This window comes from Saccharothrix sp. AJ9571 (assembly GCF_021725495.1).
Lineage (GTDB): Bacteria > Actinomycetota > Actinomycetes > Mycobacteriales > Pseudonocardiaceae > Amycolatopsis > Amycolatopsis magusensis.
This window is the reverse complement of the sequence record NZ_CP091382.1, coordinates 6,043,635-6,069,679: the sequence shown is the minus strand read 5'-3', so window position 1 is coordinate 6,069,679 and position 26,045 is coordinate 6,043,635. Positions and strand designations below refer to the sequence as shown.

19 protein-coding genes and 1 riboswitch are annotated in these 26,045 nt (G+C 70.3%); of the genes, 9 read left to right on the top strand and 10 right to left on the bottom strand.

All coding sequences use genetic code 11. The features are described 5' to 3' along the window. Positions 1–16 precede the first annotated feature (16 nt). Entirely contained in the window at positions 17–463 is a 447-nt protein-coding gene (locus L3Q67_RS28180) for a nucleoside deaminase (protein ID WP_499184451.1), read from the top strand. 439 nt (positions 464–902) lie between these two features. Here the strand turns inward: L3Q67_RS28180 and L3Q67_RS28175 are convergent, their stop codons facing one another. The 10 genes from L3Q67_RS28175 to L3Q67_RS28130 form a co-directional block, all read right to left on the bottom strand. Then, entirely contained in the window at positions 903–2,129 is a 1,227-nt protein-coding gene (locus tag L3Q67_RS28175; RefSeq protein WP_499184450.1) for a GGDEF domain-containing protein, read from the bottom strand. 146 nt (positions 2,130–2,275) lie between these two features. Next, entirely contained in the window at positions 2,276–2,539 is a 264-nt protein-coding gene (locus L3Q67_RS28170) for a hypothetical protein (RefSeq protein WP_499184449.1), read from the bottom strand. Between the two features lie 87 nt (positions 2,540–2,626). Continuing rightward, positions 2,627–3,250: a TetR/AcrR family transcriptional regulator gene (locus tag L3Q67_RS28165; RefSeq protein ID WP_499184448.1), complete on the bottom strand. Its 624-nt coding sequence runs from the start codon at positions 3,248–3,250 to the stop codon at positions 2,627–2,629. Positions 3,251–3,255: 5 nt separating this feature from the next. Next, a complete protein-coding gene (locus L3Q67_RS28160; protein ID WP_499184447.1) occupies positions 3,256–4,089 on the bottom strand; it encodes an SDR family oxidoreductase in 834 nt (277 codons plus the stop codon). Positions 4,090–4,103: 14 nt separating this feature from the next. Beyond that, entirely contained in the window at positions 4,104–5,261 is a 1,158-nt protein-coding gene (locus tag L3Q67_RS28155) for an acyl-CoA dehydrogenase family protein (protein ID WP_499191663.1), read from the bottom strand. A 2-nt stretch (positions 5,262–5,263) separates the two neighbouring features. Continuing rightward, positions 5,264–7,240, bottom strand: a complete 1,977-nt coding sequence (locus tag L3Q67_RS28150; RefSeq protein WP_499184446.1) for an acetyl/propionyl/methylcrotonyl-CoA carboxylase subunit alpha — start codon at positions 7,238–7,240, stop codon at positions 5,264–5,266. Between the two features lie 3 nt (positions 7,241–7,243). Beyond that, a complete protein-coding gene (locus L3Q67_RS28145; RefSeq protein WP_499184445.1) occupies positions 7,244–8,842 on the bottom strand; it encodes an acyl-CoA carboxylase subunit beta in 1,599 nt (532 codons plus the stop codon). Then, positions 8,839–9,987 (bottom strand): acyl-CoA dehydrogenase family protein, encoded by a 1,149-nt coding sequence (locus L3Q67_RS28140; protein WP_499184444.1) that lies wholly within the window; start codon positions 9,985–9,987, stop codon positions 8,839–8,841. Before L3Q67_RS28140 ends, L3Q67_RS28145 begins: the two co-directional genes overlap by 4 nt. Next, the gene (locus L3Q67_RS28135) at positions 9,984–11,606 is read right to left on the bottom strand and encodes an acyclic terpene utilization AtuA family protein (RefSeq protein WP_499191662.1); all 1,623 of its coding nucleotides are present in this window, start codon (positions 11,604–11,606) and stop codon (positions 9,984–9,986) included. The genes L3Q67_RS28140 and L3Q67_RS28135 overlap by 4 nt, the downstream gene beginning before the upstream one ends. Positions 11,607–11,671: 65 nt before the next feature. After that, the gene (locus tag L3Q67_RS28130) at positions 11,672–12,463 is read right to left on the bottom strand and encodes a TIGR03084 family protein (RefSeq protein ID WP_499184443.1); all 792 of its coding nucleotides are present in this window, start codon (positions 12,461–12,463) and stop codon (positions 11,672–11,674) included. Between the two features lie 109 nt (positions 12,464–12,572). On the opposite strand from L3Q67_RS28130, the gene L3Q67_RS28125 reads away from it, so the two are divergent. From L3Q67_RS28125 to L3Q67_RS28090, 8 genes are all read left to right on the top strand, one after another. After that, positions 12,573–13,490 (top strand): alpha/beta hydrolase, encoded by a 918-nt coding sequence (locus L3Q67_RS28125; protein WP_499184442.1) that lies wholly within the window; start codon positions 12,573–12,575, stop codon positions 13,488–13,490. A gap of 46 nt (positions 13,491–13,536) precedes the next feature. Next, on the top strand, positions 13,537–14,382 hold the full coding sequence (locus tag L3Q67_RS28120) for a Clp protease/crotonase-like domain-containing protein (RefSeq protein ID WP_499184441.1): 846 nt from the start codon (positions 13,537–13,539) through the stop codon (positions 14,380–14,382). Then, positions 14,379–15,002 carry an acetoacetate decarboxylase family protein gene (locus tag L3Q67_RS28115; protein WP_499184440.1) on the top strand — a complete coding sequence of 208 codons (624 nt, stop codon included), beginning with the start codon at positions 14,379–14,381 and terminating at the stop codon, positions 15,000–15,002. Before L3Q67_RS28120 ends, L3Q67_RS28115 begins: the two co-directional genes overlap by 4 nt. 400 nt (positions 15,003–15,402) lie before the next feature. After that, positions 15,403–18,408 carry a ribonucleoside-diphosphate reductase subunit alpha gene (locus tag L3Q67_RS28110; RefSeq protein WP_499184439.1) on the top strand — a complete coding sequence of 1,002 codons (3,006 nt, stop codon included), beginning with the start codon at positions 15,403–15,405 and terminating at the stop codon, positions 18,406–18,408. Positions 18,409–18,421: 13 nt separating this feature from the next. Then, positions 18,422–19,507: a ribonucleotide-diphosphate reductase subunit beta gene (locus tag L3Q67_RS28105; RefSeq protein ID WP_499184438.1), complete on the top strand. Its 1,086-nt coding sequence runs from the start codon at positions 18,422–18,424 to the stop codon at positions 19,505–19,507. 42 nt (positions 19,508–19,549) lie between these two features. Beyond that, a riboswitch (cobalamin riboswitch) is annotated at positions 19,550–19,801 on the top strand. Positions 19,802–19,912: 111 nt separating this feature from the next. After that, a complete protein-coding gene (metE, locus tag L3Q67_RS28100) occupies positions 19,913–22,189 on the top strand; it encodes a 5-methyltetrahydropteroyltriglutamate--homocysteine S-methyltransferase (RefSeq protein WP_499184437.1) in 2,277 nt (758 codons plus the stop codon). Positions 22,190–22,610: 421 nt separating this feature from the next. Beyond that, positions 22,611–23,999, top strand: coding sequence for a cytochrome P450 (locus L3Q67_RS28095; protein WP_499191661.1), 1,389 nt, complete (start codon positions 22,611–22,613; stop codon positions 23,997–23,999). Positions 24,000–24,211: 212 nt separating this feature from the next. After that, positions 24,212–26,026, top strand: coding sequence for a diguanylate cyclase domain-containing protein (locus L3Q67_RS28090; protein ID WP_499191660.1), 1,815 nt, complete (start codon positions 24,212–24,214; stop codon positions 26,024–26,026). Positions 26,027–26,045: the final 19 nt, after the last annotated feature.

Sequence of the window (26,045 nt, the reverse complement as noted above, 5' to 3'; positions counted from 1 at the left end):
CGGCGACAGTGGGCGAATGCGCGACGACGAGAGCATGCTGGCCATCGCACGGGAAGAAGCGCTGCTGGGCAAGGCCGAAGGCGGTGTCCCGATCGGCGCGGCGCTGTTCACCGTGGACGGAGAACTGCTGGGGCGCGGGCACAACCGCCGCGTCCAGGACGATGATCCCGCCATGCACGCGGAAACGGCGGCGTTCCGCAACGCGGGACGCCGCCCCCACTACCGCGACACGGTGATGGTGACGACGCTTTCGCCGTGCTGGTACTGCTCCGGCCTGGTGCGCCAGTTCGGCATCTCGCGCGTCGTGATCGGCGAGGCAACCACCTTCCACGGCGGCCACGACTGGCTGGCCGAACACGGCGTGACCATCAGCGTCCTGAACGACGACGCCTGCACCACCCTGATGCGCGATTTCATCGCCACCCACCCGACCCTGTGGTTCGAAGACATCGGAAAAGACTGACACTCGGGGAAACGCGACCAACCCGCCACCGCACCCCCGCGCGCCAACGGATCCACCCCGGAAACGCGACCAGACCGGCCACCTCCCACGCGCACAGGAACCCGCTCACCAACGCGACCAGAAGCCGCCGCCATCCCCCACTGGCCACCGAAACCTCCCGGCAAACGCGACCAGCCCTGCCACCATCCCCCAGCAAACGCGGCCACGAGTGCCAGCACACCATCCACATGCCAACAGAACCCGGCCCAGCAAACGAAACCAGGCCGCCCACCCCTCCCCATCCCCGGTCCCAAGCCAAAAACACGGCGGAGAACCCGATGTCAAGGCATCTTTCCCGCCTTGACATCGGGTTCTCCGCCGTAGTCACACTGAAAAACCGGGGTGGTTCCCTACAATCAGGCCAACCCGGGGTGGCCCCACCAAGCCCGAGCCAAGAACCTCAAGGCATCGTCCGAACCCGATCCCGCCCCGCCTCTTTCGCCACATACAACGCCCTGTCAGCCGCCGCCAGCAAGGGTTCCAGCGTCTGCCCGTCCCGCGGTTGCGCGGCCACGCCGATCGAGATGGTGATGCCGATTTCCCCACCGGCCACCGGAATGGTCAGCGCCGCCACCCGGTGCCGGATGCGTTCCGCGATGGTGACGGCGTCGAACCGGTTGGTGCCGGGCAGCAGGATCACGAATTCCTCACCCCCGAACCGGGCGAGCACGTCCGCGCTGCGCACTTCCGCCCGCAGCGCCGCGGCGACAGCCAGCAGGACCTTGTCCCCGATCAGGTGGCCGTGCCGGTCGTTGATGGCCTTGAAGTGGTCGAGGTCGAGCATCAGCACGCTCGCCGGCATGCCCCGCCGCCGCCCGCGGGCGAGTTCGCTGGTGGCGATCTCGGTCCAGCGCACCGCGTTGAGCAGGCCGGTCTTCCCGTCTGCGTCGGCCTGTTCACGCAACTGCTGCACCAGCGTGCTCCGGTGCAGCACCAGCGTCACCCCCATGATCAGCACCAGCATCGGCGGCCAGTCCACCAGCGCCCAGGCCAGGAGCACGCCGAGCGCGATCGTCGAAGCTTCGAGCGCGTACTCCGGCGGGGAGAACAGGGCGTCGCGCAGGCGCGTGCCCGGGCGGCTGCGGTGGACGGCGAAGGTGATCAGCGCGGTGTTGCTCAGCCCGTAGAGCAACGCGGCGACGAAGATCGCCAGTTCGTGCGGGACGAACGGCACCAGGTTCGCCAGGTACGCCGCCACGATCGAGGCGGCGGCGCTGAAGGTCTGCCTGTAGACCTCGCGGTGGCGCACGCGCAGCCAGCGGTAGGCGTACGAGACCGCGATGACCACCGCGGCCAGCCCCGGGTGCAGCAGCAGCGCCGCGGCGAACATCCACACCGAGTTGAGGTCGATGTGCGGGCCGTCGAGGAATTCGGCACGGCTGCGCTCGATCGAGCGCGACACCTCGACGTAGACCACGCAGCACGCGATCAGGATCCAGAACGGGCGCCAGTCACGCTCGGGCACCGGCAGCGCGTGGAACGCCACGGCCGCGCCGGTGAGCGCGGTCAGATCGACCGCGAGCACATAGCCGACGAGGAACCGATCGGGCAGACGCCACAGCCGCCATCGACCGACGGCGAACACCCCGAACGGCCCCCAGCCGGACTGGGTCCGCTCCCCCTCCACCTCGTCAAGGAAACCACTGTTCGTGCCGGATTCACTCGGGCAATCGGAGGAAACCGGATACGCGCCGAGCACGCGGCACTACGAACAGCGAGCCGCGGATTTCCGGCGGCCCCAGGCGATTCCTGCTCAGCGGAAAGCGCGGTAGGTCAGGCGGCGGCGACAGCGGCGCCGACCACGGCCCACCCCGCCGGAGTCAGTTCGGCACGCACCCGGGCGCCGGGCAGCGCGGCCTCGGCCGGGCGGAGGTAACCGCCATGGGCCAGCGCGTGCGCGGTGACCTGGTCGCAGCAGGCGAAACCGTCGACGAACATGTCCGGCTCGCAGCTCGCGGACATCATCGCCCGCCGCTGAGCCACGGCCCGGAGCATGGCCCGCGCGCGATGACTCAGTTCGTCACTTTGCTCTGACATCAGACTTTTCCCCCTTGAGAAGTAACCCTCTGTCACTTGCCTATCGGACGTTGGTCCGAAAGTGTTAGCCACTTCGTGAGACGAAGTTCACATCGACCTGGTTCCCGCCCGTTCGGGCAGGGTTCCGGCGAGCGCCGGTTCCAGCATCCGGGCCCACTGGCGCACGATCCGGCGCCGCCGCCGGGTGTCGTCGCTGAGCAGGTTCGCCAGCCCCAGCCCCCGCGCCAGGTCCAGCGTGGCCTGCACCGTCTCCCGGACCCCCGGCCGGGATTCGTCCGCGCCCAGCAGCTCCAGCGCGACCCGGTGCGCCTCGCGGCCGACCCGCGCCTCCAGCGGCGCGAGGACCGCCAGCAGCTTCGAATCGGTGGAAGCGGCCACCCACAACTGCAGGGCCGCGCGGAACATCGGCCCGGTGTAGAGGTTCAGCAGCATCTCGGCGGCGGCTTCACTGCGTGACGCGCCATCCGGCAACAGCTCCACGTGCCGCCGCAGTTCGGCCAGCTGCACCTCGCCCACCTGCTCGACCGCGGCGACCACGAGGTCCTCGCGCGTCGGGAAGTGGTGCTGCGCGGCACCCCGCGAGACGCCGGCCTGCTCGGCCACCATCGCCACGGTGGTGCCGTGCCAGCCCCGCGCGGCCAGGCACTCGACGGCGGCTTCGACCAGCCGCCGCCGGGTGGTCCGGCTCCGCTCCTGTTGTGGTTCGCGCATGGTGCTCAGGCCGGCTCCACCCAGAAGTCGAGCTGGAGGTCCGACTCCTCACCGGCGATGCGGTACTTCGAGAAGTCCGTGACGCCCTCGGCCGCCAGTACCTCGTCGTCGAGGAAGAAGTTCCCGGTGGTCTCCCGGCTCGGCTTGGTGAGGATGGCGTGCGCGGCGTCGGCCATGATCTCCGGCGTGCGCGAGCGGTTCGCCAGTTCCGCCCCGACCACATTGCGGATCGCCGCGGTGTCGATGGTGGTCCGCGGCCACAGCGAGTTCGCCGCGATGCCGTCCTTGCGCAGTTCCGCGGCGAGCCCGACGGTCACCAGGCTCATGCTGTACTTCGCGATGCTGTAGGCGAGGTGGCCCGCTTCGAACCACTTCGGGTCGAGGCTGATCGGCGGCGACAGCGTGAGCACGTGCGGGTTCTCCGCCGCGCGCAGGTGCGGGATCGCCAGCTTCGACAGCAGGAACGAACCACGCGCGTTGATGTCCTGCATCAGATCGTAGCGCTTCATGCCGATCTGCTCGGTCGGCGTCAGGTCGATCGCGCTGGCGTTGTTCACCACGATGTCGATGCCGCCGAAGCGCGCCACGGTCTGCTCGACCGCGGCCGCCACCGACTCGTCGTCGCGGATGTCGCCGACGATCGGCAGCGCCTGCCCGCCCGCCTCCTCGATCGCCTTGGCCGCGGTGTAGATGGTGCCGGGCAGCTTGGGGTGCGGTTCGGTGGTCTTCGCGATCAGCGCCACGTTCGCGCCGTCGGCGGCCGCGCGCAGCGCGATCGCCTCACCGATCCCCCGGCTGCCGCCGGACATGATGATCGTCTTGCCGGAAAGACTTGTCACGGTGGGAAAACCTCTCAGTAGGACTTGGGCAGGCCGAGCGAGTGCTGCCCGACGAAGTTGAGGACCATCTCGCGGCTCACCGGCGCGATCCGGCCCAGCCGGACCGCGGCGAGCAGCGTGCCGAGGCCGTACTCCGAGGCGAGCCCGTTGCCGCCGTGGGTCTGCACGGCCTGGTCGACCGCGCGGATGGCGACCTCGGCACCGGCGTACTTGGCCATGTTCGCGGCTTCCCCGGCGCCGAAGTCGTCCCCGGCGTCGTAGAGCGTGGCGGCCTTCTGCGTCATGAGTTTCGCCAGCTCCAGCTCGATCTTGACCTGTGCGAGCGGGTGCGCGAGCCCCTGGTGCGTGCCGATCGGCGTGCCCCACACCTGGCGTTCCTTCGCATACGCCACGCCCTTGTCGAGCGCGTACCTGGCGATGCCGAGCGAGAACGAGGCACCCATGATGCGTTCGGGGTTGAGGCCGGCGAACAACTGCGCGATCGCCGCGTCCTCCGAGCCGACCAGCGCCTCCTGCGGCAGCTTCACGTCGTCGAGGAACAGGCCGAACTGCTTGTCCGCGGAGACCAGGTCCATCTCGATCTCGCGGTATTCGAAGCCGGGGGTGTCCGTCGGCACGATGAACAAAGCGGGCTTGAGCTTGCCGGTCTTGGCGTCCTCGGTCCGCCCGACCACGAGCACCGCGTCGGCCTCGTCGACGCCGGAGATGTAGACCTTGCGCCCGTTGAGCACCCAGCCTCCCTCAGCACGCTGGGCGGTCGTGGTGATCCGGTGCGAGTTGGACCCGGCGTCCGGCTCGGTGATGGCGAAGGCCATCCGCACCTGACCGGCGGCGAAACCGGGCAGCCACTGCTTCTTCTGCTCGTCGGTGCCATAACGCGCGATCACCGTGGCGCAGATCGCCGGCGACACCACCATCAGCAGCAGCGGCGTGCCGGTGGCGCACAGTTCTTCGCAGACCGCGGCGAGGTCGCCGATGCCCGCGCCACCACCGCCGAACTCCTCCGGCACGGCGACGCCGAGGTACCCGAGCCGCCCGGCCTCGTCCCACAGCTCCTTGGTCTTGCCGCCCGAGCGCGCCTTGCCCAGGTAGTACTCGTGGCCGTAGCTCTTGCCCAGTTCGTGGACCGCCTTGCGCAGGGCGATCCGCTCTTCCGGTTCGGTGAAGTTCATGCTCATTCCGGCTCCTTCTCCTGCACGGCGTCTCGAACCACGGCCAGCACGGTGCCCAGCTCGACCTGCTGCCCCACTTCGACGGGGAGTTCGGCGACCACCCCGGCCGCCGGGGCGGTGATCTTGTGCTCCATCTTCATCGCCTCCAGCCAGAGCAGCGGCGCCCCGGCTTCGACCCGATCGCCCGCGGCGACGGCGATCCGGACCACGTTGCCGGGCATGGGCGCGACCAGCGAACCCGCGGCCAGGGCGGCGGACGGGTCGGCGAAGCGCGGCACCACGTCCAGCACCACCGGCCCGAGCGCGGAATCGACGTACACACGCCCTTCGTGGCGGGCGACCGCGAAACTCCGGCGCACTCCTCCGAGGTCGAGGACGACGTGATCCGGTTGCGCGGAAACGAGTTCCACGTCCGGGTGGTCTTCGGCCCGCAGCCCGGCACGGTCGAGCACGTACCGCACGTCGAACTCCACGTCACCCGCGGCGAACCGCTTGTGCTGCGGTGCCGACCGCACGTTCCGCCACCCACCGGGCAACCGGCCCTGCACGGTCGCGGTCCGGCGGTTCGCCGCGGCACCGGCGACCGCGGCCACCAGCGCGGCGATCCGGGCGGTCTCGGGCGAGGCGAGCGGCTGGGACAGCGTGTCGAGCCCGTGCGTGGCGAAGAAGGCGGTGTCGGTGTCCCCGGCCAGGAAAGCCGGGTGCCGCAACACGTTCACCAGCAGGTCGCGGTTCGTGCGGACCCCGTGGATCCGCGCGCCGGCCAGCGCGGTGGCCAGCCGCCGGGCGGCCGAGGTCCGGTCGGGACCCCAGGCGATCACCTTGGCCAGCATCGGGTCGTAGTGCACCCCGACCACCGAGCCGTCGGCCACGCCGGAGTCCAGGCGCAGGCCGAACCCGGCCGGGATGCGGAACTCCGCGTCGACCCCGGGCACGGCGAACCGGTGCAGCGTGCCGCTCTGCGGCTGCCAGTCCTTGGCCGGATCCTCGGCGTAGAGCCGGACTTCGATGGCGTGCCCGGTCCACTGTGGTGGGTCGACCGGCAGCCGGTCGCCCTCGGCGATCCGGAGCTGGCGGGCGACCAGGTCCTCCCCGGTGACGCATTCGGTGACCGGGTGCTCCACCTGCAGCCGGGTGTTCATCTCCAGGAAGTAGAAGCGACCGTCGGGAGCGGCGAGGAACTCGACCGTGCCCGCGCCGACGTACCCGATCGCCTTCGCCGCCTTGCGCGCCGCCTCGAACAGTTCCTCGCGCATGGCCGCGCCGACCAGCGGTGACGGTGCCTCCTCGACCACCTTCTGGTGCCGTCGCTGGATGGAGCACTCCCGCTCCCCCAGCGCCCACACCGTGCCGTGGGTGTCCGCGAGCACCTGCACCTCGATGTGCCGCCCGGTTTCCAGGTAGCGCTCGCAGAACACGGTCGGATCGCCGAAGGCCGAACCGGCTTCCGCGCGGGCGCTTTCCACCGCCGCGGCGAGATCACCCGGCGCGCGCACCACCCGCATCCCGCGTCCGCCACCACCGGCGGAAGCCTTGACCAGCAACGGGAAATCGGCCTCGGTCACCTCGTCCGGGTCCAGCTCGGCGAGCACCGGCACCCCGGCGGCGGCCATCAGCCGCTTCGACTCCACCTTCGAGCCCATCGTCTCGATGGCCTCCGGCGGCGGGCCGACCCAGGTCAGCCCGGCTTCGAGGACCGCACGCGCGAACGCGGCGTTCTCCGAGAGGAAGCCGTAGCCGGGGTGGACCGCGTCGGCCCCGGCCCGGCCGGCGGCTTCGATCAGCAGGTCCGCGCGGAGGTAGGTCTCCGACGGCGCGTTGCCCGGCAACCGCACCGCCACGTCGGCCTCTCCGGTGTGCGGGGCGTCCGCGTCGGCGTCGGAGAACACCGCGACCGTGCCGATCCCCGCGTCGCGGCAGCTCCGGAACACGCGGCGGGCGATCTCCCCGCGGTTGGCGACAAGCAGATTTGCGATCATCTCTCACATCCGGAAGACGCCGAAGCCCCCGGCGCCGCTGATCGGTCCATTGTGGATAGCCGACAGGCTGAGCCCGAGCACCGTGCGGGTGTCACGGGGATCGATGATGCCGTCGTCGTAGAGCATGCCGGAGAGGAACATCGGCAGCGACTCGGCTTCGATCTGCCCCTCCACCATGGCGCGCATGGCGGCGTCGTGTTCCTCGTTGTACTCCTGGCCCCGGTTCGCCGCGGCCTGGCGCGCCACGATGGACAGCACCCCGGCCAGCTGCGCCGGCCCCATCACCGCGGACTTCGCGCTCGGCCAGGCGAACAGGAAGCGCGGGTCGTAGGCCCGCCCGCACATGCCGTAGTGCCCGGCGCCGTAGGAAGCGCCCATCAGCACCGAGATGTGCGGCACCTTCGAGTTCGACACCGCGTTGATCATCATCGCGCCGTGCTTGATGATGCCGCCCTGCTCGTACTCCTTGCCGACCATGTAGCCGGTGGTGTTGTGCAGGAACAGCAGCGGGGTGTCGCCCTGGTTGGCCAGCTGGATGAACTGGGCCGCCTTCTGCGACTCCTCGGAGAACAGCACACCGCGCGCGTTGGCGAGGATGCCCACCGGGTAGCCGTGCACGCTCGCCCAGCCGGTGACCAGGCTCGACCCGTACAGCGGCTTGAACTCGTCGAAGTCGGAGCCGTCGACCACCCTGGCGATCACCTCGCGCGGGTCGAACGGCACCTTCAGGTCGGCGGGCACGATGCCGAGCAGGTCCTCGGGGTCGTGCACCGGCTCGCGGTAGTCCGGCTTCGGTGACGGGCCCTGCTTGCGCCAGTTGAGCCGGCGCACGATGCGCCGCCCGATCCGGATCGCGTCCTGCTCGTCCTCGGCCAGGTAGTCGGCCAGTCCCGAGGTCCGCGCGTGCATCTCGGCGCCGCCCAGCGATTCGTCGTCGGACTCCTCGCCGGTGGCCATCTTCACCAGCGGCGGGCCGCCGAGGAAGACCTTGGCGCGTTCCTTGACCATCACCACGTGGTCGGACATGCCCGGCAGGTAGGCGCCACCGGCGGTGGAGTTGCCGAAGACCAGCGCCACGGTCGGCACCCCGGCCGCCGAGGACCGGGTCAGATCGCGGAAGATCCGCCCGCCCGGGATGAAGATCTCCTTCTGCGTCGGCAGGTCCGCTCCGCCGGACTCGACCAGGTTCACCGTGGGCAGCCGGTTCTGCGCGGCGATGTCGGCGGCCCGGTAGGTCTTCTTGGCCGTCCACGGGTTGCTCGCGCCGCCCTTGACCGTGGGATCGCTGGCGCAGACCAGGCACTCCACGCCCTCGATCACGCCGATGCCGGTGACCACGCTGGCGCCGACCCGGTAGTCCGAACCCCAGGCGGCCAGCGGGGACAGCTCCAGGAAGGCCGAGTCCTCGTCGAGCAGCAGCTCGATCCGTTCCCTGGCCAGCAGTTTGCCGCGTTTGCGGTGGCGCTCGACGTACTTCTCGCCGCCGCCCGCGACCGCCTTGGCCTGCTCGGCCTCCAGCTCGGCGAGCTTGGCCAGCATGGCCTCGCGGTTCGCGGCGAAGTCCGCGCCCCGGCTGTCCACTGTGGACCTCAAAGTGGTCATGCGGTGTATCCCAATCGTTTCGCGGCCAGCCCGGCGAGGATCTCGGTGGTGCCACCGCCGATGCCCAGGATGCGGACGTCGCGGTAGTGGCGCTCCACCTCGGACTCGCTCAGGTAGCCGAGGCCGCCGTGCAGCTGCACGGCTTCGTTGACCACCCATTCGGCGGTCTCGACGGCGGTGTTCTTGGCGAAGCAGGCTTCGGCGATCACTTCTTCCCCGGCGACGTGGCGCACGCCGACCTGCCGGGCGTAGGTCCTGGCCACGTCGACCTTCCGCGCCATCTCGGCGAGCTTGTGCTGCACCAGCTGCCGTGAGATGAGCGGGCGGCCGAAGGTCTCGCGCAACCGGCACCAGTCCAGGGTGAGGTCCAGCGCGCGCTGCGCGTGCGCGTACCCCTGCACCGCCAGCGAGAGCCGTTCGGCGACGAACTGGGTGGCCACCTGCGCGAAGCCGGAGTTCTCCGGACCCACCAGGTTCTCCACCGGAACCCGTACATCCACATAGGACAGTTCGGCGGTGTCCGAGCAGTGCCAGCCCATCTTGGCGAGCTTGCGCCCGACGGTGAAGCCCGGCGTGCCGCGTTCCACCACCAGCAGGGAAAGCCCGTGCGCGCCCTCACCGCCGGTGCGCACGACCGTGGTGACGAAGTCCGCGCGGCAGCCGGAGGTGATGAACGTCTTGGCACCGTCGACCACGTAATGGTCCCCGTCGCGGCGGGCCGTGGTGCGGATGCCCGCCACGTCGGACCCGCCGTCCGGTTCGGTGACCGCGAGCGAGCCGATCAGCTCACCGGCCAGCGCCGGGCGCACCCACTTCGCCAGCTGCGCCTCGTCCCCGGCCGCCGCGATGTGCGGCACGGCGATGCCGCAGGTGAACAGCGAAGCGACCAGCCCGCCGGAACCGCCGGCGTAGTGGATTTCCTCGGTGACCGTCATGGCGTCGAGGAAGTTCCCGCCCTCCCCGCCCGCCTTCTCGTCGAAGGCGATGCCGAGCAGGCCCAGCGCTCCGGCCTTGCGGTGCAGTTCGCGCGGCAGCTCACCGTCGCGCTCCCACTGGTCCAGGTGGGGCAGCACGTCGGTCTTCATGAAGCCGCGCACGGTTTCCCGAAGCGCTTTGCGCTCCGGCGTGGCGAACGGATCGCTCACAACAACACCTCCGGGATCTCGGCGTACCGGCCACGCAGCCACTCGCCGAGCGCCTTGGCCTGTGGATCGAACCTGGCCTGCGAGGCGACCCCCTGTCCGAGGATGCCGGTCACCACGAAGTTGACCGCTCGCAGGTGGGGCAGCATATGCCGCCGCACCGACAATTCCGCGGTTTCCGGGAGCAGGCGGCGGAATTCGTCGACGGTCAGCGTGTGCGCGAGCCAGCGCCAGCCCTCGTCGGTGGTGGCCCACACACCGACGTTCGCGTCGCCGCCCTTGTCACCGCTGCGCGCGCCGAGGACCGCACCCAGCGGCGCTCGCCGCTTCGGCCCGCCGGGCAACGGTTCCGGCAGTTCCGGCTCGTCCACCTCGGCCAGTTCCAGCGTCTCGGCGGCGGGCGCCACCTCGATCCGCGAGTCCGCGGTCACCGCGACGTGCGGCACCTCGGAAGCGTCTACATAGGACGCCCGGTACACCCCGTACGGCGTGGCGTCCGAAGGTGGTGCGGTGACGTGGAAACCCGGGTAGCTGGCCAGCGCCAGCTCGATCGCGGCCTGGCTGAACGCGCGTCCCGCCACCTTCGGGTCGGCGTCGGTGACGGCCACGTGCAGCAACGCGCTCGCGGTCTGCTCGGTGTCGGCGTCCGGCCGGTCGGTGCGGGCGAGCGTCCAGCGCACCTTTTCCGGTGGCTTCGCCTTCAGCGCCTCGGTGAGCTGCTCGCGCACCAGCGCCGCCTTCTCCTCGATGTCGAGACCGGTGAGCACGAAGGTGGTCTCGTTGCGGAAGCCGCCGAGTGCGTTGAGGCAGACCTTCAGCGTCGGCGGCGGTGGCTCGCCGGTGACCCCGCTGATCCGGACGCGATCGGGACCTTCCTGCGTCAGGCTCAGGGTGTCGAACCGCGTGGTGACATCGGGTCCGGCGTACCGCGCGCCGGTGATCTCGTACAGGAGCTGCGCGGTGACCGTGCCCGTGGTGACCACCCCGCCGGTGCCCTCGTGCTTGGTGATCACGCTGCTGCCGTCGGCGTGGACCTCCGCGATGGGGAAGCCGGGGTACCCGAGGTCGTGCCGGGTGAAGAAGGCGTAGTTTCCGCCGGTCGCCTGCGCGCCGCATTCGATCACGTGCCCGGCGGCCACCGCACCGGCCAGCGCGTCGTAGTCGTCGCGGGCCCAGCCGAAGTGCGCCGCGGCCGGGCCGAGGACGAGCGAAGCGTCGGTGACCCTCCCGGTGACCACCACGTCGGCGCCCGCGTCCAGGCATTCGGCGATGCCCCAGGCCCCGAGGTAGGCGTTGGCGGTCAACTGGTTCCCGAAGCCGAGTTCCTCGGCGCGGTGCCGCAGGTCGTCGCCCTCGACGTGCGCGATCGAAACGTCCACATCGGACTCGGCGGCCAGCTCGCGCAACGCGGCGGCGAGCCCGGCGGGGTTCAGCCCACCGGCGTTGGTGACGATCCTGACGCCGCGTTCCTTGGCCAGTGCCAGGTTTTCGCCCATCTGCCGCAGGAAGGTCTTGGCATACCCGCGATCCGGATCCTTGAGCAGGTCGCGCCCGAGGATGAGCATGGTCAGTTCGGCCAGGTAGTCGCCGGTCAGCACGTCCAGCGGGCCACCGGTGAGCATCTCGCGCACGGCGGCGAAGCGGTCGCCGTAGAAGCCGGAGGCGTTGCCGATGCGGATCGGGCCGGTCACGCGAACTGCCCTTCCCGGCGCCCGGGGCCGGGCATCCCGGCGAAGGCCTGCGCGAAGGTGAGCCAGGTCCGGGCCTGCTCGCCTTCGGTCCGCAGGTCCGTGTCGGCCGGGTGACGCCGCTGGGTGACCACGAGGCAGAACCCGAGCGCGCTGCCGGTGACGCGGTCGGCCGCGTCCTCCGGTCCCCACGCCCAGGTCGAGCCGTCCGGCGCGGTCAGTTCGACGCGGAACTCCTCGGCCGGCGGGGTGCGGGAGTTGATGGTGTAGGCGAAGTTGCGGGTGCGCACGCCGAACCGGGCGATGTGCCACAGCCGCTCCGACGGCTCACGCCGGACGCCGAGCGCGTCGAACACGTCCTGCGCGTGCGCCCAGGTTTCCATGATCCGCGCGGTGACCATCGACGCGGCGCTCATCGGCGGGCCGTACCACGGCACCTTCTGCCCGTCGGGCACCTCGGCCAGCCCGCGCGCGAGGTCTTCGCGCCCTGCCCGCCAGCGCGCGAGCAGTTCGGCGGGCGGGGCCTGCGCACCGGCTTCGGCGCCTTCGTCCACGTCCTTGCCGCCGGAGGCGAACGCCTTCTCCACCTCCGCGGCGAACAGTTCCGGGGTGCGCACCGCGATGAGCGCCTTGTCGTCGGTCCAGGCCAGGTGGGCGATCTGGTGCGCGATCGTCCAGCCGCCGGCGGGCGTCGGCCGGGCCCACTCCGCTTCCGGCAACGCCGCCACCAGTGCGTCCAGTTCCCCGCTTTCGGCCGCGAGATCCCGCAGGATCGCGCCCACATCCGCCACGGCGGTACCTCCTCGCAGAACGGGCTCGTGCGGCGAGCGTGGCACCGGGACCCAGAAAAATCAAGCGCGCATGATTGTTTTGCGCTGACGCGCCACTAGGGTGAGCCGTATGCCGCCTGCCGCGCCCAGCCAGGAAAGTGTCCGCCTCCGCGCCGCCTTCTCCGTCCGGGTCCGGCCGGTCGCCGATCGCGCCGCACCCCGCGGGTACCAGTTGCGGGGCATCCGCCGGATCAGCGACAGCGCCGGGCTCAGCCGTCTCCCCCGCGGCACCCGCGCCTGGCCCGCCCGCTACGGCCGCGTCCGCGGGGTGTGGATGCGCGCCCCCGGGGCCGACCCGAACCGCGGCGCCCTGCTCTACCTGCACGGCGGCGGGTACGTCTTCGGCTCACCGCGCTCGCACCGGACCTTCGCCTACCGCCTGTCCAAGCGGGTCGGCGTGCCGGTGTTCCTGCTGGACTACCGGCGCGCCCCCGAGCACCCGTTCCCGGCCGCCGCCGACGACGCGCTCGACGCCTACCGGCTGCTGCTGGCCCAGGGCTACCCGCCGGAGAAGCTGCTCGTCGCCGGTGATTCGGCCGGTGGGCACCTGACCGCGTGCCTGCTCGGCGACCTCGCCCGGTTGCACCTGCCGCAGCCCGCCGGCGCGTACCTCGTCTCGCCCTGGCTCGACCTGACCGTCGCGTCGGCCTCCCGCCGTGATGGTCAGCAGCGCGATCCGTTCCTCTCCCCCGCCTACGCAGCGAAGTGCCGGGACGCCTACGTCACGAACACGCCGTGGAACCACCCGCGCCTGGACGTGCTCGGCGCGGGCAAGTCCGGCTGGCCGCCGATCCTGTTGCAGGTCGGCGACACCGAAGCACTGGTCGACGAGGCCCGCCAGTTCGCCCGCACCCACGCCGCGACCGAGCTGGAGGTGTGGCCGGGGCAGATCCACGTGTTCCCGATCTTCTCGAACCTGCCGGAGGGCCGGGACGCGACGAACCGGGCAGGCGAATTCCTCGGCGGCTTGTTGACAGCTTGCCAGTAAGCCGCCGACGCCTTACCTTCGTCGCACACGGAGCAAAGGAGCGCCTGTGTCCACCGGGTACACCGACATCACCTACGAAGTCGCCGACCGCGTCGCGACGATCACGCTGAACCGGCCCGCCGCCCGCAACGGCTACACCATCCGGATGGCCGACGAGCTCAACGCCGCCTTCGACCGGGCCGACCACGACGAGCAGGTCCGCGTGGTGGTGCTGACCGGTGCCGGGGACAACTTCTCCGTCGGCGCCGACCTGTCCCAGGGCGGGTTCGACTTCGACGCGGAGAAGGGCCCGGACCCGGCGTGGCAGGAGCCCGCGGGCCGGTGCTCCAAGCGCGTGTTCGAGATGAACAAACCGGTGATCGCGGCGATCCGCGGCGCGGCCATCGGCGGCGGGGTCACCATCACGCTGTCCGCGGACTACCGGCTCGCCTCCACCGACGCCCGGTTCGGCTTCGTGTTCGTGCGCCGCGGGATCTACCCCGAGGGCGCGTCCGCGTGGTTCCTGCCGCGACTGGTCGGCATGGGCACCGCGATGGACTGGATGATCAGCGGCCGCGTGTTCGGCGCCGAGGAGGCCCACCGGGCCGGTCTGGTGCAGTGCCTGCACGAGCCGGGCGAACTGCTGGACAAGGCCTACGAACTGGCCCGCGAACTGATCGAGACCACCGCCCCGGTCTCCGTCGCGGTCACGCGCCAGCTGCTCTACCGCATGTCTTCGCTGGACTCCCCGTTCCCGGTGCACGAGACCGACTCGAAGCTGATCGGCGGGCTGTCGGCGAACCCGGACGCCGTCGAAGGCGTGCTTTCGTTCCTGCAGAAACGCCCGCCGGAGTTCAAGCTCCGCGTACCCGAGGACCTGCCCGGCGGCCTGCCCTGGTTGGAGAACCCGTGACCGAAAACCCGCCCGACTACCCGCCCGAACCCTGGAACCTGGCAGGCCAGGCCTACGCGACCACCTGGCGGGTGCCCGCGGACCGGTTACCGGGACTGCCGGGTGGCCTGGACCCGGTGGTGGTGGCCGGTCAGGCGATCGTGATCACCGCGTGGCTGGACTACCAGCCGCCTGGCCAGCTCGCCTACCACGAGCTGCTGGCCACCGTCGCGGTCCGCAACGGCACGCGCGCCACCGGTTCGATCACCGACATCTGGGTGGACAGCGAGGTCTCGCTCGCCGGCGGACGCGGGCTGTGGGGCATCCCGAAGGACCTCGCCGCCTTCGACTTCACCCACGGCCGGACCTTCACCGCGTCGGCGAGCCTGGACGACCGCTGGATCGCCACCGCGGCCTTCACCCGGCGTGCCGGGCTGCCGTTCGCGCCACCGGCCGCCTTCAGCATCGCCCAGGAACTCGAGGGCGCGCTGAAGTACACGCCGGTGCGCTCGACCGCCCGGCCGCACCTGGCGTCGGCGAGCTGGAACCTCAACCCCGACGGCCCGCTCGGCTTCCTCGCCGGGCGCCGACCCGGCCCGAGCGTGCACCTGGCGGACTTCCGCCTCACGTTCGGCGAGTGATCCCCCGGGCCGGGTGAGCCCCGGTTCCCACGGACGTGATGCCCCGGCACCGGCTGGCGCCGGGGCATCACTCTGGGTGCGGTCGGGCACACCCGCACGGCCCCGGCACCGAGGTCTTCGAAGCGCCCTGCACGAGGGGGCAGACCTCCCCTGAGCAGCAGCCGAGCGACACCCCCTAACCTGCCTGGGGGAGGCGGGAAACGGGCAGGCGGGAAGCCCGCGACACGCCACCCGTTGGGGCATTCGCGCGCTCGCACCCCTACATGTAGTCTCTGGACACCGAGAGCGCGCCAGTGACGGGAGACCGCTGGTACGGCGACTCGGTCAGACCTGCACGATCACCGGCGCACCGCCTCCGTGAGGTGGTGTGGCGAACCAACGCGCCCTTTTGGAGCCACGCATGTCATTGGACATCACCGAGACAACTTCGGCGGCGACGCCGCGAACACCGTCGGTCACGGACCAGACCGCCACCGTGCGGGTCATCCGCCGTGACGGCAACGTGTCGCCGTTCGACGCGAACAAGATCTCGGTGGCGATGACCAAGGCGTTCCTCGCCGTCGAAGGCGACGACGCCGCCGCGTCCTCGCGCATCCACCACCTGGTGGCGGAGCTGACCGAGCAGGTCGAGCAGTCGCTGCTGCGCCACGCCGGCCCGGAGACCTCGCTGCACATCGAGCAGATCCAGGACCAGGTCGAGCTGATGCTGATGCGCGGCGAGCACCACAAGGTCGCCCGCGCCTACGTGCTCTACCGCGACGAGCGCGCCAAGGCCCGCGCCGCCGCCGAAGCCGCGGGCCCGGCCCGCGGGGAGAACGTCGTGCACGTCAAGGGCGCCGACGGCGTCCTCCGCCCGCTCGACTGGGACCGCGTCGCCCACGTGGTCGGCGAGGCCGTGGCCGGGCTGTCCGACGTCAGCGCCGAGCCGGTGCTCACCGAGACCAAGCGCAACCTCTACGACGGCATTTCCGCCGACGAGCTGGCGCTGGCCCAGATCATGGCCGCCCGCACGCTGGTCGAGCAGGAGCCGAACTACTCCTACGTCAGCGCCCGCCTGCTGGCCGACAAGCTGCGCGCCGAGGCGCTCAGCTACCTGGCCGGCCGCCCGCGCCTGGCCAGCCAGGACGAGATGGCCCAGGTCTACCCCGGCTACTTCCGCGACTACCTGCGCCGCGCGATCGAGCTGGAGCTGGTCAACCCCGAGCTGACCTCGTTCGACCTCGACCGGATCACCGCCGCGCTGCGTCCCGAGCGCGACCTCGACTTCGGCTTCCTCGGCCTGCAGACCCTGTACGACCGCTACTTCCAGCACCACGACGGCACCCGCTTCGAGCTGCCGCAGGCGTTCTTCATGCGCGTGGCGATGGGCCTGGCCATCCGCGAGGACGACCGCGAAGCCCGCGCCATCGAGTTCTACGAACTGCTGTCGTCGTTCCACTTCATGGCGTCGACGCCGACCCTGTTCAACTCCGGCACCACCCGCCCGCAGCTGTCCTCCTGCTTCCTCACCACGGTGGACGACGACCTGGACTCGATCTTCCAGGCGTACAAGAACAACGCGCTGCTGGCGAAGTACTCGGGCGGGCTCGGCAACGACTGGACCCCGGTCCGCGGCCTCGGCGCGCACATCAAGGGCACCAACGGGCAGTCGCAGGGCGTGGTCCCGTTCCTCAAGATCGCCAACGACACCGCGGTCGCGGTGAACCAGGGCGGCAAGCGCAAGGGCGCGGCCTGCGCCTACCTCGAGACCTGGCACGTGGACATCGAGGAGTTCCTCGACCTGCGCAAGAACACCGGCGACGACCGCCGCCGCACCCACGACATGAACACCGCGAACTGGGTGCCCGACGAGTTCCTCCGCCGGGTGGAGACGAACGCGAGCTGGACCCTGTTCTCCCCGAACGAGGTGCCGGACCTGCACGACCTCTACGGCAACGCCTTCGCCGAGCGCTACCGCGAGTACGAGGCCGCCGCCGAGCGCGGTGAGATCAAGGTCTTCCGCAAGGTCCGCGCGGTCGAGCTGTGGCGCCGCATGCTGACCATGCTGTTCGAGACCGGCCACCCGTGGATCACCTTCAAGGACCCGTGCAACCTGCGCTCGCCGCAGCAGCACACCGGCGTGGTGCACTCGTCGAACCTGTGCACCGAGATCACCCTGAACACCAGCGCCGACGAGGTCGCGGTGTGCAACCTCGGCTCGGTGAACCTGCTCAAGCACGTCGGCCCGGACGGGCTGGACACCCAGCGCCTCGAGAAGACCGTGCGCACCGCGGTGCGGATGCTCGACAACGTGATCGACATCAACTTCTACACCATCCCCGAGGCACGCCGGTCCAACCTGCGCCACCGCCCGATCGGGCTGGGCCTGATGGGCTTCCAGGACGCGCTGTTCGAGCTGGGCCTGCCGCTGTCGTCCGAGGCCGCGGTGGAGTTCGCCGACCGCAGCATGGAGCACATCAGCTACTACGCGATCTCCGCTTCGACCGACCTGGCCGAGCAGCGCGGGCAGTACCAGACCTTCGAGGGCTCCCTGTGGAGCAAGGGCATCCTGCCGATCGACTCGATGCAGCTGCTGATCGACGCCCGCCGCGAGGACGCGCTCGACGTCGACACCTCCACCACCCTGGACTGGGAGCCGCTGCGCCAGCGCGTGCGCACGGTGGGCATGCGCAACTCCAACGTGATGGCGATCGCGCCGACCGCGACGATCTCCAACATCTGCGGGGTCGGGCAGTCCATCGAGCCGCTGTTCCAGAACCTGTTCGTCAAGTCGAACATGTCCGGTGACTTCACCGTGGTGAACCCGCACCTGGTGCGCTCGCTCAAGGAACGCGGCCTGTGGGACGAGGTGATGGTCTCGGACCTGAAGTACTTCGACGGCAGCCTCGGCCAGATCGACCGCGTGCCCGACGACCTCAAGGCGCTCTACGCCACCGCGTTCGAGGTGGAGAGCCGGTGGCTGGTCGACGCGGCCTCGCGGCGGCAGAAGTGGATCGACCAGGCGCAGTCGCTGAACCTCTACATCGCCGCGCCGAGCGGGCGCAAGCTCGACGAGCTGTACCGCTACGCCTGGCACAAGGGCCTCAAGACCACGTACTACCTGCGGGCGCAGTCCGCGACGCACGTGGAGAAGAGCACCCTGCGCGGCACCGACGGCAAGCTGAACGCGGTCTCGGCCACCCCGGCCCCGGCCACCCCCGCTGCCCCGGCCGCTTCGCCCGCTCCGGCACCGGCTGCTTCGCCGTCCCCGTCGGCTTCGGCGTCCGTTCCGGCTGTGGTGCCCGCGGTGCCCCCGGCACCGGCCCCGGAGCCGAAGGAAATGCCCAAGGTCGAAGACGTCGACTTCGCCGCCACCGAGGGCGCGGCCTGCCGGATCGACGACCCCGACTGCGAAGCCTGTCAGTAAGGACCTGCCGAAGATGACGAACACCGAAGCTCCAGCACCGCTGACCGACGCCACCGGCCTCGGCGAGATCGAGCGGGGTGCCGGGCGGATCAGCGTGGACGACAAGCGCATGATCAACGCCCGCGCTGACGTGAACCAGCTGCTCCCGCTCAAGTACACCTGGGCGTGGGAGAAGTACCTGGCCGGCTGCAACAACCACTGGATGCCGACCGAGGTCGCCATGCAGGCCGACATCGCGCTGTGGAAGTCCCCGCACGGCCTCACCGAGGACGAGCGGCAGATGCTCAAGCGGAACCTGGGCTTCTTCGCCACCGCGGAGTCGCTGGTCGCGAACAACATCGTGCTCGCGGTCTACCGGCAGATCACCAACCCGGAGTGCCGCCAGTACCTGCTGCGCCAGGCCTTCGAGGAGGCCGTGCACACGCACACCTTCCAGTACATCTGCGAGAGCCTCGGCCTGGTCGAGGGCGAGCTGTTCAACATGTACCGCGAGGTGCCGTCGATCTCCGACAAGGACGCGTGGGCGCTGAAGTACACGCAGAACCTGGAGGACCCGGACTTCGAGACCGGGACCCCCGAGGCCGACCAGGCGTTCCTGCGCGACCTGGTGGCGTTCTACGTGATCTTCGAGGGCATGTGGTTCTACACCGGCTTCGCCCAGATCCTGTCGCTGGGCCGCCGGAACAAGATGGTCGGCATCGCCGAGCAGTACCAGTACATCCTGCGCGACGAGTCGATCCACCTGAACTTCGGCATCGACTGCATCAACCAGATCAAGATCGAGAACCCGCACCTGTGGACCGAGGAGTTCCAGGCCGAGGTGCGCGGCATGCTGGTGGAGGCCTGCGAGCTCGAGGTCGCCTACGCCCGCGACACCATGCCGCGCGGCATGCTCGGGCTGTCGGCGCAGCTGTGCGAGCAGTACATGCACTTCATCACCGACCGCCGCGCGCAGCAGATCGGCCTGGCGCCGATCTACGGCGAGAACGAGAACCCGTTCCCGTGGATGTCGGAGGCGATGGACCTGAAGAAGGAGAAGAACTTCTTCGAGACCCGCGTCATCGAGTACCAGAGCGGCGGGGCCCTCGACTGGGACTGACGGTGCGCGCGAGCGCACACCCGCCACCGCGCGGATCTTGCTAGGCTCGGCCACGCCACTGGTTTCCCCGGGGGCGTGGCCGAGCTTTTCGCGCTCCGGGGGAAGGCAACAGGGAACCCGGTGTGAATCCGGGACTGCCCCGCAGCGGTAAGCGGGAACGAACGCCGTCACCGCGCAAGCGGTCGAGCACTGGGCACGTGCCCGGGAAGCGACGGCCAGTAGGTCCGGCCCCTCGTCGTTCGACGAGGAGCCCCGCCCGTGAGTCCGAATACCTGCCCGTGGTGCGCGCGCCGCCGGCGTGCGCGGGTCCGGGTCTCGCGGGAGGACACGTCCGAACCAGGTCGCTGGTTCGCGCGCGTTCTTTTCCGTCCCCGGGCTGTCAGACCAGCTCGCGAGGAGAGAGCAGTGGCAGAGCACAACCGCCTGGGTTCGACCGTTCTGGGATACCCGAGGATCGGTCCCGACCGGGAACTGAAGAAGGCCGTCGAGGGCTACTGGGCCGGCCGGATCGACGAAGCCGAACTCCAGAAGGTGGCCCGCGGGCTGCGCCTGGACACCTGGCGAGGACTGGCCAAGGCCGGACTCGACACGATCCCGTCGAACACCTTCTCCTTCTACGACCAAGTGCTCGACAACACCGTGCTGTTCGGCGCGCTCCCCCGGCGGTTCACCGAGCTGGGCCTGTCGCCGACCGACACCTACTTCGCCGCGGCGCGCGGGGTCCAGGAGGCGCCCGCGCTCGAGATGACGAAGTGGTTCGACACGAACTACCACTACCTGGTGCCGGAACTGGGCCCGGACACCGAGTTCACCGTGTCCGGCGGCAAGCCGCTCGACGAGTACCGCGAGGCCAGGGCCATCGGCGTGGAGACGCGGCCGGTGCTCGTCGGCCCGGTCACCTACCTGCTGCTGGCCAAAGCGGCCGAAGGCGCACCCGGCGGGTTCACCCCGCTCGACCTGCTCCCCGACCTGGTCACCGCCTACGCGCGCTTGCTCGGCACGCTGCACGACGAAGGCGTGCGGTGGGTGCAACTGGACGAACCCGCCTTCGCCGCCGATCGCACGCCCGAGGAGTTGGAGGCGCTGCGGCAGGCGTACGCGGCGCTCGGCGGCTTGGAGCGGCGGCCGAAGTTGCTGGTCGCCGGGTATTTCGGGGCGCTGGGTGACGCGCTCGGTGTGCTGGCCCGCTCCCCCGTCGACGGGCTCGCGGTCGACCTGGTCACCGAGCCGGACGCGGTGCACGCCGTCGCGGCCGAAAGCGCGTTGCGGGACAAGGAAGTGCTGGCCGGGGTGGTGGACGGGCGCAACGTCTGGCGGGTGGACGCCGACGCCGCGCTCGCCAAGGCCGCGACCCTGCTGGGCACCGCGGGCTCGGTCGGCGTGTCGACTTCGTGCTCGCTGCTGCACGTGCCGTACGACACCGCCCGTGAGTCCGATGTGGACGAACGGCTGCGTGGCTGGCTGGCTTTCGCCAGGCAGAAGGTCGAGGAAGTGGTTCTTCTCGGCAAAGCGCTCGCCGGAGAGCCCGCGGACCTGAGCGCGGCGCGCGCGGCGACCGCCGACCGGGCGAACGCCGGCGACCTCCGCGACGACCGCGTCCGCGCCCGGCTCTCCGCGTTGAAGCCGGAGCACAGCCGCCGGGGTGACTACGCCGAACGCGCGGCGGCGCAACGGGAAGCGCTGGGCTTGCCCCCGTTGCCGAGCACCACGATCGGTTCGTTCCCGCAGACCGGCGACGTGCGCAAGGCACGCGCGGCCCTGCGGGCGGGCCGGATCGACGCGGGGACCTACCGCGCGCAGATGCACGCCGAGATCGAAAAAGTGGTGCGGCTGCAAGAGGATCTGGGCCTCGACGTGCTGGTGCACGGTGAGCCGGAGCGCAACGACATGGTGCAGTACTTCGCCGAGCAACTGGCCGGGTTCGCCGCGACGGAGTTCGGCTGGGTGCAGTCCTACGGCTCGCGGTGCGTGCGGCCGCCGATCCTGTTCGGCGACGTGTCCCGGCCCGCGGCGATGACCGTGGACTGGGCGTCGTACGCGCAATCGCTGACAGCGAAGCCGGTCAAGGGCATGCTGACCGGGCCGGTGACCATCCTCGCGTGGTCCTTCGTGCGCGACGACCAGCCGCTCGCCGACACCGCGCGGCAGGTGGCACTGGCCATCCGGGACGAGGTGCACGACCTGGAGTCGGCGGGCATCCGGATCATCCAGGTCGACGAGCCCGCGCTGCGCGAACTGCTGCCGCTGCGTGCTTCGGCGCACGCCGCCTACTTCGACTGGGCGGTCGAGTCGTTCCGGCTGGCCACCTCGGGCATCGCGGATTCGACGCAGATCCACACGCACATGTGCTACTCGGAGTTCGGGGACATCCTGCCCGCCATCGACGCGATCGACGCCGACGTCACCAGCATCGAAGCGGCGCGCTCACGCATGGAAGTCCTCGACGGCCTCGGCGACTTCGCGCGGGGCGTCGGCCCGGGCGTCTACGACATCCACTCCCCGCGCGTCCCGGACGTCGACGAGGTGACCGCCCTGCTGCGCACCGCCGTGGCCGCCGTGGCACCGGAGCGGATCTGGGTGAACCCGGACTGCGGCCTCAAAACCCGCACCTACGCCGAAGTCGAACCCGCCCTGCGAAACCTGGTCGCCGCCGCCCACCGCCTACGCCCCACCCTCCCCTAACCCACCACCCGAACCCCACGTTCAAACACCCGAACCCCACACTCGAGCACCCGAGTCCCACGTTCAGACGCCCGAACCTCACACTCAGGCACCCGAACCCCACGTTCAGGTAGCCGAACCCCACATCCGCGAGCCCGAGTCCCACCAACCCCGGCAGCGGGAGTGAGGAGTTCGGCTGCCTGAGTGGGGAGTTCAGCTGCCTGAGTGTGGAACTCGGCTTCCTGGACGTGGAGGTCGCGGTCGTGAGCGTGGGGTTCGGGTGCTCGAGTGTGGGGCTCGCCGGCAACTCAACCCGTTCGCCTTCTTGTCAGATCGCCAATAAGACGGCAAGGTGTCCGGCGTAGGTCCCTCAACGGCGAAGGAGCCGGCCGTGCACAAGGTGACCACCGCCCTGCGCGAGCGTGTCCCACCGCTGACCTCCATGCCGCTCCCCCGCGCGGTGGACCGTCGGCTGCTCGGGCAGCGCTGGCCGGTCCGCGAACTCGCCGCACCCCCGGCGGGCAGTGGGCTCAAGGCCATCCCCGGTGACGACGGCGCTCCGCTGATCGGGCATTCCCTCGACTTCATGCGCTTCGGCATCGAGTGGGGCCTCCGCCGTTACGAGACCTACGGGCCCGTGTCGTGGATGGGCGCGTTCGGCCGTCGCATCGTTTCGCTGTCCGGGCCCGACGCCACGCAGATCGCGCTCGTCAACAAGGACAAGGCCTTCTCCCAGCAGGGCTGGGACTTCTTCATCGAGAAATTCTTCCACCGCGGCCTGATGCTCCTCGACTTCGGCGAGCACCACGCGCACCGCCGGATCATGCAGTCCGCGTTCACCCGCGACCGCCTCGCCGGGTACGTCGCCCAGATGGGGCCCGCCCTGCGCGACGGGATCGAGGCCTGGGCGCCGGATTCGCGCCCGCGCCTCTACTGGTCGCTCAAACGGCTGACGCTCGACGTCGCCACCCGCGTGTTCATGGACATGCCCAGCGGCAACGATTCAGCCAGGCTCAACCGGGCATTCGTGGACTCGGTGCGCGCGGGGACCGCGATCGTGCGCAAGCCGGTGCCGGGCGGGCGCTGGGCCGCCGGGCTCAACGGACGCAAAGTCCTCGAACGTTACTTCCTGGAGAACCTCCCGGCAAAGCGACGCGCCGACGGCGAGGACCTCTTTTCCGCGTTGTGCCACGCCACCACCGAAGACGGGGAACGGTTTTCCGATCAGGACGTGGTCAACCACATGATCTTCCTGATGATGGCCGCGCACGACACCACCACGATCACCAGCGCCGCCGCGGTGTACTACCTGGCCAAGCACCCCGAATGGCAGGAGCGCGTGCGCGAGGAGTCGCTGCGCCTCGGTGACGGCGTACCGGATGTCGCCGCTCTCGGTGAACTGTCCACACTGGAGCTGGTGATCAAGGAGGCGCTGCGGCTCGTCGCGCCCGTACCATCACTGGCGCGGAAAACCTTGCAAGACACGGAAGTTCTGGGGTTCCACCTACCGGCTGGGACGCTGGTCGGGGTTTCTCCGACCATCAACCACTTCGCGCCCGAGTGCTGGACCGACCCGATGCGCTTCGACCCGGACCGGTTTTCCGAGGCGCGGCGCGAAGACCGCAGTCACCGCTACGCGTGGATGCCCTTCGGCGGCGGGGCGCACAAGTGCATCGGGCTGCACTTCGGGATGTACGAGGTCAAAGCGCTGCTGCACGAGATGCTGCGCCGTTTCCGCTGGTCGGTTCCGGCGGCCTACGAAGCGCGCTGGGACTACGTTTCCCTACCGGTCCCGGCCGACGGACTGCCGATTCTCCTGACCAGGCGATAAACTGTCACACTCAGAGTACCCGTTCGAGTACCGATCATCACCCTTTCAGCCGGTAGACACCCTGCTTGCGGCGTGATGACGTGGCATGACTCTCGGCTGAGTCGTGCCCTTGGCGGGTTCTGCGATCCCCGCACCGGCACTGAACTCGGCCTTTGCATCACATGAAGAGGTGGACAGTGCCGAGACCTGGTGACGCGCCAGGATTGGTGGAGATCGCCCGCAAATGGGCGGCCGAATTGGCCGACACGGAAGGAGTATCGCTTCCGCCCGAGGAAATCGAGGGAAGCCTGCTCCGGTTCGCCCACGAGCTGCGCGCCGAAACCGATCCCGCCCGTGAAGGCGCCAAGCGCCGGTTCGCCGCGTTGTACTCAGCCTCTCCGCTGGGCATCGCGCTGGCGGACCAGGACGGCGTGATCGTCGAGGCGAACCCGGCGCTGGGCCGCATGCTCGGGCGCCGGCCGGAAACGCTGCGCGGCACGCCGATCCCGAGCCTGGCCTCCACCGACAAGGGGTCCGCGACGCTGGCCACGGGCCTGGCCGAACTCGCCGGCGCCGAGCTTTCCCTGTACCGCCAGTTGATCGTGCTCTCCAACGCCGAGGACGACCCGCTGTGGGTCAACGTCACGCTGTCCCAGCTGCCCTCGGACTGCACCGAGCGGTCCTACCCGGTGCTGATGGTCGAGGACGTCAACGACCTGCACCTGCTCCAGGAGCGGCTGCGCCACCAGACCCTGCACGACTCGCTGACCGGGCTGCCGAACGCGCTGAGCTTCTCCACCAAGCTGGAGTCCGCGGTCGCCGCGGACTCCCCCGGCCAGCTCGCGCTGGTGTACCTGGACATCGACGGCTTCAAGGTGATCAACGACGGCCTCGGCGCCGGACTGGGCGACCAGGTCCTGCGCACGGTCGGCCGCAAGCTGGGCACGGTCTTCGCCGAGCACAACGCCTTCATCGCGCGGCTCTCCGGTGACGGGTTCGCGGTGCTGCTGCACGGCGAGCTGAACGCCACCGAGGTGATCGCCCTGGTGCAGCAGGTCCTCGACGAGCTGACCGAGCCGGTCTACTACGACGAACTCGGCATCGGCGTGAGCGCCAGCGCCGGGATCGTGGTCCGCAAGGCCGCAGGCGGCTCGGCCGACGAACTGCTCCGTGCCGCCGAGATCGCCCTGCACCGCGCCAAGGAAGCGGGCAAGGCGCAGTGGATGCTGTTCGACCCCGAACTCGACGCGCGCGACCGCAGCCGCTACCGGCTCGGCGCCACCATCGCCGGCGCGCTGGAGAACGGCGAGTTCTCCCTGGTGTTCCAGCCGACGGTGAAACTGGCCAAGCAGGACGAGCTGGCCGTGGTCAACGCCGGGCTGCGCTGGAACCACCCGGAGTTCGGCAACCTGGAGTCCGAGGACTTCTACCCGCTGGCGGCCACCACCGGCATGATGATCCCGCTCGGCCGCTGGCTGCTCACCGAATCGCTGTCGGCGACCGCGCGCTGGCGCGAGAAGTTCGGCGTCGCCGCGCCCGAGGTGTGCGTGCGCCTGCCCTACCGGCTGGCCACCGACCCGGACCTGGTGCTGCTGGTCAAGGAGGGGCTCGACCGCAACGACTTGCCGGCAGGCGCGCTGCGGCTGTGCACGGACGGGCCGTCGGTGCTCGACCCGAACGGTGAGGTGATCGACTCGCTGGCGGTGCTCGCCGACCTCGGCGCGCACCTGGTGCTGGCCGTGTCCGGCAGCGCCGACCTGGAGCTGATCCGCACCCACCAGCTGCCCGTGCGCCACGTCATCCTCACCGGCGAGGTGGTCGACGCGCTCGCCGTGCACGACGACGAGGTCGCCTCCCGTCACCTCGGCCAACTGGTCTCCCGTGCCAAGGAGATGGGCCTGCGGATCGGCGCGGAGGGCGTGCGCGACGCCGCCCACGCGGAGCGGCTGCGCCGGCTCGGCGTGCTCGCCGGGCGCGGTCCGTTCATCGCCCAGTCGGCCACCAAGTCGGACGTGGAAGAGCTGATCGACCGGCACGCCGCGAGGTAGGACCAGCCCGCCGTGCGCG

Coding starts and splice junctions, on each gene's coding strand:
- L3Q67_RS28180 (WP_499184451.1), top strand. CDS start 17: ATGCGCGACGACGAGAGCATGCTGGCCATCGCACGGGAAGAAGCGCTG.
- L3Q67_RS28170 (WP_499184449.1), bottom strand. CDS start 2,539: ATGTCAGAGCAAAGTGACGAACTGAGTCATCGCGCGCGGGCCATGCTC.
- L3Q67_RS28165 (WP_499184448.1), bottom strand. CDS start 3,250: ATGCGCGAACCACAACAGGAGCGGAGCCGGACCACCCGGCGGCGGCTG.
- L3Q67_RS28155 (WP_499191663.1), bottom strand. CDS start 5,261: ATGAACTTCACCGAACCGGAAGAGCGGATCGCCCTGCGCAAGGCGGTC.
- L3Q67_RS28150 (WP_499184446.1), bottom strand. CDS start 7,240: ATGATCGCAAATCTGCTTGTCGCCAACCGCGGGGAGATCGCCCGCCGC.
- L3Q67_RS28145 (WP_499184445.1), bottom strand. CDS start 8,842: ATGACCACTTTGAGGTCCACAGTGGACAGCCGGGGCGCGGACTTCGCC.
- L3Q67_RS28135 (WP_499191662.1), bottom strand. CDS start 11,606: ATGCTCACCGGTGGCCCGCTGGACGTGCTGACCGGCGACTACCTGGCC.
- L3Q67_RS28125 (WP_499184442.1), top strand. CDS start 12,573: ATGCCGCCTGCCGCGCCCAGCCAGGAAAGTGTCCGCCTCCGCGCCGCC.
- L3Q67_RS28110 (WP_499184439.1), top strand. CDS start 15,403: ATGTCATTGGACATCACCGAGACAACTTCGGCGGCGACGCCGCGAACA.
- L3Q67_RS28105 (WP_499184438.1), top strand. CDS start 18,422: ATGACGAACACCGAAGCTCCAGCACCGCTGACCGACGCCACCGGCCTC.
- L3Q67_RS28095 (WP_499191661.1), top strand. CDS start 22,611: ATGCCGCTCCCCCGCGCGGTGGACCGTCGGCTGCTCGGGCAGCGCTGG.